The organism is Caldisphaera sp., from assembly GCF_049974385.1.
In the GTDB taxonomy this organism is placed as follows: domain Archaea; phylum Thermoproteota; class Thermoprotei_A; order Sulfolobales; family Acidilobaceae; genus Caldisphaera.
Window position 1 is genome coordinate 1 of sequence record NZ_JBMFIW010000035.1, and the last position, 8588, is coordinate 8588.

Annotated in this window: 10 protein-coding genes; 7 read left to right on the plus strand and 3 right to left on the minus strand. The window is 30.3% G+C overall.

Features of this window, described 5'->3' with window-relative positions; all coding sequences use genetic code 11:
* Positions 1-628, minus strand: a 628-nt coding sequence (locus ACP5GV_RS07685; RefSeq protein WP_428103158.1) for an AMP-binding protein, incomplete at its 3' end; no start/stop codon positions are given.
* A 144-nt stretch (positions 629-772) separates the two neighbouring features.
* On the opposite strand from ACP5GV_RS07685, the gene ACP5GV_RS07690 reads away from it, so the two are divergent.
* Both ACP5GV_RS07690 and ACP5GV_RS07695 read left to right on the plus strand, forming a co-directional pair.
* Positions 773-1978 (plus strand): NAD(P)/FAD-dependent oxidoreductase, encoded by a 1206-nt coding sequence (locus ACP5GV_RS07690; RefSeq protein WP_428090687.1) that lies wholly within the window; start codon positions 773-775, stop codon positions 1976-1978.
* Positions 1975-2805 (plus strand): GlcG/HbpS family heme-binding protein, encoded by an 831-nt coding sequence (locus ACP5GV_RS07695; protein ID WP_428103160.1) that lies wholly within the window; start codon positions 1975-1977, stop codon positions 2803-2805. The genes ACP5GV_RS07690 and ACP5GV_RS07695 overlap by 4 nt, the downstream gene beginning before the upstream one ends.
* A gap of 1 nt (position 2806) precedes the next feature.
* Here ACP5GV_RS07695 and merA read toward each other — a convergent pair whose 3' ends face one another.
* Entirely contained in the window at positions 2807-4162 is a 1356-nt protein-coding gene (merA, locus tag ACP5GV_RS07700) for a mercury(II) reductase (protein ID WP_428103162.1), read from the minus strand.
* 11 nt (positions 4163-4173) lie between these two features.
* Complete coding sequence (locus tag ACP5GV_RS07705; RefSeq protein ID WP_428103164.1) at positions 4174-4344, minus strand: transcriptional regulator; 171 nt, start codon at positions 4342-4344, stop codon at positions 4174-4176.
* Positions 4345-4447: 103 nt separating this feature from the next.
* On the opposite strand from ACP5GV_RS07705, the gene ACP5GV_RS07710 reads away from it, so the two are divergent.
* The 5 genes from ACP5GV_RS07710 to ACP5GV_RS07730 all read left to right on the plus strand — a co-directional run.
* On the plus strand, positions 4448-4813 hold the full coding sequence (locus ACP5GV_RS07710) for an ArsR/SmtB family transcription factor (protein ID WP_428103166.1): 366 nt from the start codon (positions 4448-4450) through the stop codon (positions 4811-4813).
* Positions 4814-5286: 473 nt separating this feature from the next.
* Entirely contained in the window at positions 5287-6300 is a 1014-nt protein-coding gene (locus ACP5GV_RS07715; protein WP_428103168.1) for a YeeE/YedE family protein, read from the plus strand.
* Entirely contained in the window at positions 6293-6448 is a 156-nt protein-coding gene (locus ACP5GV_RS07720) for a hypothetical protein (protein ID WP_428103171.1), read from the plus strand. Before ACP5GV_RS07715 ends, ACP5GV_RS07720 begins: the two co-directional genes overlap by 8 nt.
* 803 nt (positions 6449-7251) lie before the next feature.
* Positions 7252-8058: a mechanosensitive ion channel domain-containing protein gene (locus ACP5GV_RS07725; protein WP_428103173.1), complete on the plus strand. Its 807-nt coding sequence runs from the start codon at positions 7252-7254 to the stop codon at positions 8056-8058.
* A gap of 192 nt (positions 8059-8250) precedes the next feature.
* Positions 8251-8588: peroxiredoxin (locus ACP5GV_RS07730; RefSeq protein ID WP_428103176.1), on the plus strand; the 338-nt coding region annotated here is incomplete at its 3' end.

Here is an 8588-nt window from a genome sequence, read left to right on the forward strand (position 1 = left end):
TTTCAGTTCCACTGGTGTACATTATAGTTACTGGATCCCATATGTTTAATATTTTATCTGGTTCCTTATCACTATAACCTAATATCTGATCCATATCAATAAATCTCTTATCATCGATTTTTCCTGATCTACCTAACCCAATAAAGTTTTTTACAGTATTAAATTCCCCAATTACATTTTTAACTCCATTATAAAACATATTCTCCAACAGATAAAACTTAGATTCGGAATTACTTATTTGATAAAGTACATCTTTTCCTATAAGCAAGTAATTTATTGGCACGAAAACGCCTTTTGCTTTATATGTTCCAAACATTGATATAACGAAGTAATCACTATTAAACGAATGAATAGCCACTCTATCGTAATCTTTTAGGCCATTTTCTATTAAAAAGTTCGCAAACCTATTTGATAACGAATCAAGTTCACTATATTTATATCTTTTTTCTATCTTGCCATCATTATAGATTAGACCTACTTTATCAGGATTCTTATGAGAAGCAAACTTAGGAAAATCTGCAACAACCCATCTCAAAATCTTGTTATACTTTTTCATTAATTTTATAGAATTTTCTTCATTTATATCAGATAAAAGAACCGAAAGATCATAATTTAATTGGCTTCCCACTATTTGCACCCAAAATAAATATTTAGCAATAAGGATTAATAACTTTATACTATTTAGAATACACCATAATTTAAACCGTTTTATACAAAACTATATTAAAAATGTTAATACTGCGAACTTTTAATATAATATGGTGTGCCAAAAGTGTTAGAAACTATAAATACTGATATTTCTATAATAGGTGCAGGTATTGCTGGTTCTGCAATAGCTAGAGAATTATCAAAGTACGACTTATCTATAACCGTTATCGAGCAGAAAAATGATATAGGGCTAGAAGGAACTACAACAAATCACGCATTGGTTTGCCAAGGAGCTGATTCGTTAACTTTTAGACCTGGAACTTTGCATGCAGAATTAAACATTAAGAGCATACCTTTATGGCCAAAACTCGCAGAAGAACTTAATTTTAAGTTTAGAAGAATAGGAGGTCTTTGGCTAATTAGAGATAATTCTGATTTTAAAAAGTTTCAAAAGATGTATTCTAGGGCATTTAAATCGTCTCTAGATCCTAAATCACCCCTTTTAATACCTGAAGGCTCCTTTATGCCATTAAAATTCTTAAATAAAAAAGAACTTAAAAATGCAGAACCAGAAATATCTGATGAATTCTTTGGAGCTCTTTATGATCCTAATCTGGCAACAGTTAATCCTCCAGAAGTTGCAAAGGCCTATGCAGAAAATGCTAAAGCAAATGGAACAGAATTTCTATTTAATACTAAAATAAATAATATCAAAAGAGTTTCAGGAAAGTTTGAATTATATTCTGATAAGTATATAATAAAAACTGGGATAGTTATTAATGCCTCAGGAATTGAAGCTGATAGGATTGCAGAGCTAGCTAAGGCTAGAGATTTTTCTTATGTCCCCTTTAAAGGAACCATAGTGGAATTTGATGATGAATTAGGTAAAATGATAAATCATGAAACCCTTATTTTGCCTAGAGGAACCCCTCACATGCAACTTATATCACCTACGTATGATGGTAAACTAAGAGCTGGGATATATCTAGAAATGACATTTAGATCTAATAAGGAAATTAAAGATTATGCGATAAAACACGCTATAAATGTTTCAAAAACATTGTATCCTGGATTGCCTTTTGAAAATCATATTTTAAAATCATTTACTGGATTTATGGCGATGACGAATCCTGATACTGGTTGGCATGATTTTGTTATTGGAATACCTGAATTTGTGCCTAATTGGATTAATGTAATTTTAGGTCCTGCTGGTGTTTCGGCATCGCCAATGCTTGGGAAAAAAGTTGTTGAGATTCTTTCTAAATCAGGTGTAAGGTTTGAAGAAAAGAAAAACTATCAGCCAAGCATTAGAAAAGAGGTGATATCATGAGCTTAAACAATACATTAAATTTAAATCTTGCTAGAAAAATAATTAATGCCATGATAAGCTTTTCCATGGATAACAATATGTTACCGGGAAGTTATGCTGTTACTGATTCTGGAGGTCATGTTGTTGCATTAGAAAGAAGGGATAGCGCTTTACCTGCAACTGTAGATCTTGCTATAGATAAAGCTTGGACCGCATCAGTGATGAAACTGTCTGCAAAAGTTTTAGATCAAGTTATAACTAGAGGAGAGGGTTGGAGGCTTAATGTTAAATATCATGGGAGAATGACCTTGATACATGGTGCAATACCTTTAATAATCCAAGGGGAAGTCGTTGGGGGTATTGGGCATAGTGGAGAATCTATAGAAGGGGATGAAAAAATTGCTCAAGCAGGTTTTGCAGGGGCGTATAGAGAAGAAGAATTTAAAACCAATGTTGAAAAAGGTCTTGAGATTTCAAGAAGTATTGCAGAATCGGTAATAAATTATGTTAACAGCAATAAGTTAAAACCGGTCGCAATAACCGTAACAGATGTAAACGGATGGCCTCTTCTAATTTATAGAATGGATGGAACTCCCTATGGTTTTGTTGAAATATCTAGAAGCAGGGCTTGGACATCATCTGCATTTAAATTAAACTCTCATGAAGCAACTAAAATAGTTGGAGAGATTATAGAATGTCCAAATGGAGAAGATTCTAATGAAAGATTTAACACATCTCAAGGGGGGATTTATATAGGAAATATAATAGGCTCTTTAGGAGTTGCTGGCAATAGTCCTGAAGAAGACTATAAAATAGCTACAAATTCTTTAAAATCATTGAATATCTAAACTATATACAACAGCTCATCTTTTTTATATCATTAGTAAATGAAAGAGCAGCTAATCTGATAGATTCACCCATAGTAGGAAAAACATGTATTGTATCGACTATATCATCGATACTAGCTCTCATCTTAATAGCTAACGCTGCTTCATTTATTACTTCCGCACCATTTTCTGAAACTAAATGAACCCCTAATATTCTTCTATCTTCTTTGTTAATTATCATCTTAATAAAACCTTCGTCTTCTCCTAAAATATTAGCCTTAGGTACATCACTCATCTTTATCAAACGAGTATCTATCTTCTGATTTTTCGATGCTTCACTTTCAGTCAACCCTACCATAGCCACGTTTGGTTGTATAAATACTACTTGAGGAACACTTAGCATATCTATTTTTTTATGAGCATTATTTATAGCATTTTCTGCTGCTATACTGCCCTGCTTTCCAGCTAATGATTCTAACATTTTATTTCCTATTACATCTCCTGCTGCAAATATATCATTGTTACTTGTTCTTAGTTCATCATCTACTTTAATACCTTTATTTTCATTTAATAGCACTCCTGCGGATTCCAAGTTTAAATCTGTATTAGGAGATCTACCTGTTGCTATTAAAATTTCATCAGCTTCTATTTCTCCTTTATTAGTAACAATTGTTTTCGCTTCTCCATTTTTCTTAATTTCTTTTACATTAACATTAGTTATAACCGATATACCCTCTTTTTCCAAGATTTTTCTTACTTCTAGCGATATTTCAGGTTCCCAATTTGGTAACAGTAAAGGCATATATTCTAGTATCGCTACGTCAACACCAAGCCTTTTATACATCTGAGCAAATTCTAAGCCTAGAGGCCCACCACCTAAAATAACTAAAGAATCTATTTTCCTATCAGGATTAAGAGCCTCTACATTAGTCCAGTATTTAACTTCTTTAATACCTTTTATATTAGGAATTTTCGGAGAAGAACCTGTAGCTATGATAAACTTTTTTGCCTCGATTATCTTTTCATTTACCTTAATTTTTCTTTGAGAGATAAAATATGCTTTACCTTCAATTAATGTAACATCATAAGAAGATAATACATTCTCATATTTAATTTTTCTCATTTCATTAACCAAATCGTCTTTTTCTTTAAATGTGTCAAAAAACTGTGGATAGATATCTGTATTAAGGTGCTTCCTGTATTTTGCGTATAATTCACCTACATTAAGCATCTTCTTTGATGGCACGCATCCAAAGTTTACACAAGTCCCTCCTATTGGACCGTAACCTATCAATACTGGTTTAATTCCCAGCTCATTAGCCTTAATTAGCGAGGCAAAACCTGCTGCTCCATAACCTATTATTACCAATTCTTCCATTTTATATGCCTCTATTTTATATAGCTTCTTTCAAAAGCATCTGCACAGTGAGAACAGCAAAAATAATGTATTTCATCTCCTATTTTTCTTGTATAAACGTCTTCTGGAGTTAACGTTTTTCCACAACTTTCACATGATTTTCCTCTAAGATCTGAGTTATCTATTCTTAAATTCATTTTCATATTTTTCACCAAATATTTAAAAGCCTATAACCTTTATAAATTTACATATGAATAATTGTTCATATATAGATTTATAAACCTCGCTTTTTTTATTAAAAAACAGATGATAAATATGCTGACCAATAAAACTAATAATGAACCCCTACTATCAGAATTAGTATCATTTTTCACAGCTTTGTCAGATAGAACCAGGCTAGAAATAGTTTTGTTTTTAATTAAAAAAGGTGAGGCTTCCGTGCAGGATATTGCAAATAACTTGGGCAAATCGCAATCATTGATATCACATCACCTTTCATGTTTAAAAAATTGTGGTGTTGTTAATGTAGATAAAAAAGGAAAATATTCAATATATGTAATAAGCAACAAAGAAGTAAAGGAAATAATAGACTTAGCTATAAATCATGTAAGCTCTTACAGCAAATCTATTTTATCTTGTGATATTCTAAGAGAAGAGAATAGCAGAAAATAGCTAAATAAACCAAGCTAAAATAGTAACTTAGTTGCTCATCTATAATGGATTATTTAAGTACATATAATTTCTAAGATTTGTCTAATAAAGTTTGTATTTGTTACTATATTATACTTATGCGCCCTCAGCAATTACTGCAACCTCGTACCACTCTAATTCTTTTTCATCTTTTTTGCTAACATCAATTATTATTTTCTTTTCCTCTTTACTATATACTAGATTACTCATATTTTTTCACCTGTTTAATATACTATCTGACGAAGCCTTATAAGTTGCTGCACTAGATAAAATAGACAGAAGTCTAAATAAAACTATTTAAAAAACCAAATTTTTTAAGGAAAATATTAAAAAAGGATAGATATATTTTCAATATATTTAATTAAAAAGAAAAATATTTATACTTATTGTATACACTTAATACATTTCCTCTAGAACTATGGAATTTCTCAGACCCTGATACGCTGTTCAGAGTGATGTCATTCCAAGATAGATTTTTAATGGTTTGTTTTGGATTTGCAATCGGATTAGGAGCAATACTTCTTTACGGCTTAAATCTATTTGTACCTCATCCAAATTTTGGCATAAAAGATTTGTTTGTATTTGGTATAGTCATAGGAGGTTTAATATTTGGAGCAGGAGTAGGTATTGCTGGATATTTCCCAGGCACAGTATGGATAGCATTAGGCCAAGGTAGACGCGATGCAATTTACGCAGTAATAGGCGGCTTACTTGGTGCCTTTACATGGTCAGTAATTTTTGGTAATGTTAGATGGTTATTTTGGAATACTTTAAATTTTGGGCCAGTAACATGGGCAACATTGTTAGGATTTAACACCAAGCTTGAAATGTTTCTAGTAAGTATGGTATTTGGAATCTTATTATTGCTAATGTTCTTCTTTTTGCCAAGACGTCCAAAACAATCTATGAAACAATCATGCGCATTTCATTTAATCGGAACAAATAAAGAAACAACAAAATTTAGCGATCTATTAAAAGAAGAAGAGAAAAAATATCCTAAAGCTAGAAAATACATTACAGAGCTAATTAATGAAAGCAGCATAAGAAATGCTAGGTCTATAATACTGCTAGGTATAGAATTCACTATAGCAGCAGTTGCAGTAATAATATTGAGACAAATATTTGGAGAATCAACAACATATTCTTGGATAGGAGCACAACTATCTTATTTAATAAATCCTAAATGGGCTGCATCGAATGCTTATTTCCAATTATTTGGAGGATTACATATAGTTAACGGTTCACCAGTTAACAACCCATTTAGTGAAATAGGTTGGGAACCTTTTTCAGACCTAGGCACCTTCTTAGGAGGCCTTATTTCATCATTATTTATTAGCAAAAGATTCATGGGATTTAAAAAAACAAATACCAAATGTATGGCAACACACTTTTGGTACTTCAGCCAGCAAGAGAGCTTTAGGATCATTCATAGGTACTTTTATGGTCTTATTCGGTGCAAGGATGGCTAACGGTTGTGCTTCAGGCCATATATTAAGTGGAAATATACAAATGGCCGTTTCTAGCTTTCTATTTATGATAATGGTATTGATAGGATCTTGGATAACACTTAGATACGTGCTACATTTAAAAATAAATGCTCAAGGATATGTTCAGTAACTAATAAAGCTTGATATTACGATTTTTATTAAAAATATATTCTATATATTATTTTTATTAAAAATTTTGAATAAATGTGTATTTTTTGATTATCTAATAGTAATACTGTTAGCAATACGAAGAAATTTTTAACATTTTACATTACTATGTACATAAAACTCTTTAATATAAAGATACTATAAAGTTTAATTTATTTTATATTCAGATATCTATAAAGCATATACACCATTTATTGATAAATAAATTGTTCAGTAAACTCAAAAATACACTAAAAAATTTACCAATACATAGACTAGTAAACTACAATTTTTTATTTAATAAATAAACTATTAATTAATCGTATATGCTATACCGTAGCATTAAAAATATACGAATTGCTTCCTTTGCGGTATTACTTCAGCCTTAAGTAATACCGTTGTCTTTGGTTTATATAGAAAACTTCTAATTTTAGCTATATGTTTTATACTATTTTTATGATAAATATCTAATTGAGGTATTACTTAAGACTGTAATAAAAAACTGACTAGACTCAATTGTATGATAAAATAATATTTTCTATATAAAAATTAAAAAATAAGTTAAGATAACCTCCAGTTATCTCTACTCTACACATAAGAAAAGTAGAGTTAACCGAAATTTAACTAACTTAGGTTGAAAAAAGGTTAAATTCCATTAGGAGGGCATAAAACTTAGGCACTACTAAAGGGGGATTCAGAATTTCGCAAAGTCGCTTTTCAGGATTTGGCAGATCGATTATAGAAATTGCAGTTATAATTTTTGTTGCTATATCAATTTATATATTTATGCAATTCTTAGGATTATTTTTTCATAAACTAGAGATTTATATGTGGGTTGTTAAGGATTTAATAGAATTAATAGCCAGTCTATTAGCAGTAAGAATCTTAGGTAATGGGATAATAAGACACCTATTACCAAAATATAAAGAAAGAGCAATTTCTATAGGCAATTTGTTTAAAATATTAGGCTATCTGATTGTTATTGTTGTAATAGTTGCGTTTACTAGAATTAGTACTGAATCAGCATTATTTGGCGGTACGGTAACTGGATTAGTTCTAGGTTTAGCTTTGCAACCTGTGTTAGGCAATTTATTTGCCGGATTAATAATACTTGGTACAAGATTTATAAAGCCAGGTGATATTATAACAGTTTTAAATTGGCAAATACCATATCAATGGGCTTTTAATCCAGGATATAAGTTTTTCTCTCCAGATTATATCGCACCTGGATTTAAAGGTAGAGTTTTAGAAATAGGATTATTTTCGTCATCATTAGTAACAGAGCAAGGACATGAAATAAAGATACCAAATCAAATATTATTAGGAGGCGCTGCTATAGAACACTATACGCAATGGAGTGATTATATAACAAATACTCTTAGAGTAGAAATTCCTATAGCAGATATAAAATTATTTGAAAGCAAAGCTAAGGAAGTTCTATCTAAATTTGGTAATAATGCAGAGATTTATATATCTGAACAAAGTGATAAAAATTATGTAATTTACTTAATTAAAATAACTATGTCCATCAATGAAGATTGGTTAAAGATAAAAGATAGCATTTTGAGACAATTAATTACATATAAGCAATAAACGATTTATTTACTAGTTTATTCACTAGTACACCAATTTCTTAACTCCAATAAAAATTCTACATTACCTGCTTTAATTATAAAAAATTTATAAGAAAAATTAAAAAGTACAAAAACTTTGCCTTTAATTATAAAAAAGAAGTATAAACAGGAAAATAAAACTTTTATAACGCAATCTATTAAAGGTGAAAAAATGAGCAATGAAAAAATAAAAGTAGGCAGCAAAGCACCTCTTTTTGAAGCAATAGCAGATAACGGAGAAAAAATTTCACTAGCAAATTATATTGGGAAATACAATATAGTGTTATATTTTTACCCTAAAGACTTCACCCCTGGTTGTACTAAAGAAGCGTGTTCTTTTAGAGATAATTGGGATAAATTAAAAGATTACAATGCTATAGTGATAGGTATAAGTTCTGATAACCTAGAAACTCATAAAAGGTTTAAAGAAAAATACAAAATACCTTTCATATTATTAAGTGATTCAAAAAAAGAAATTAGGAAAAAGTACAACGCCGAAGGCTTTATATT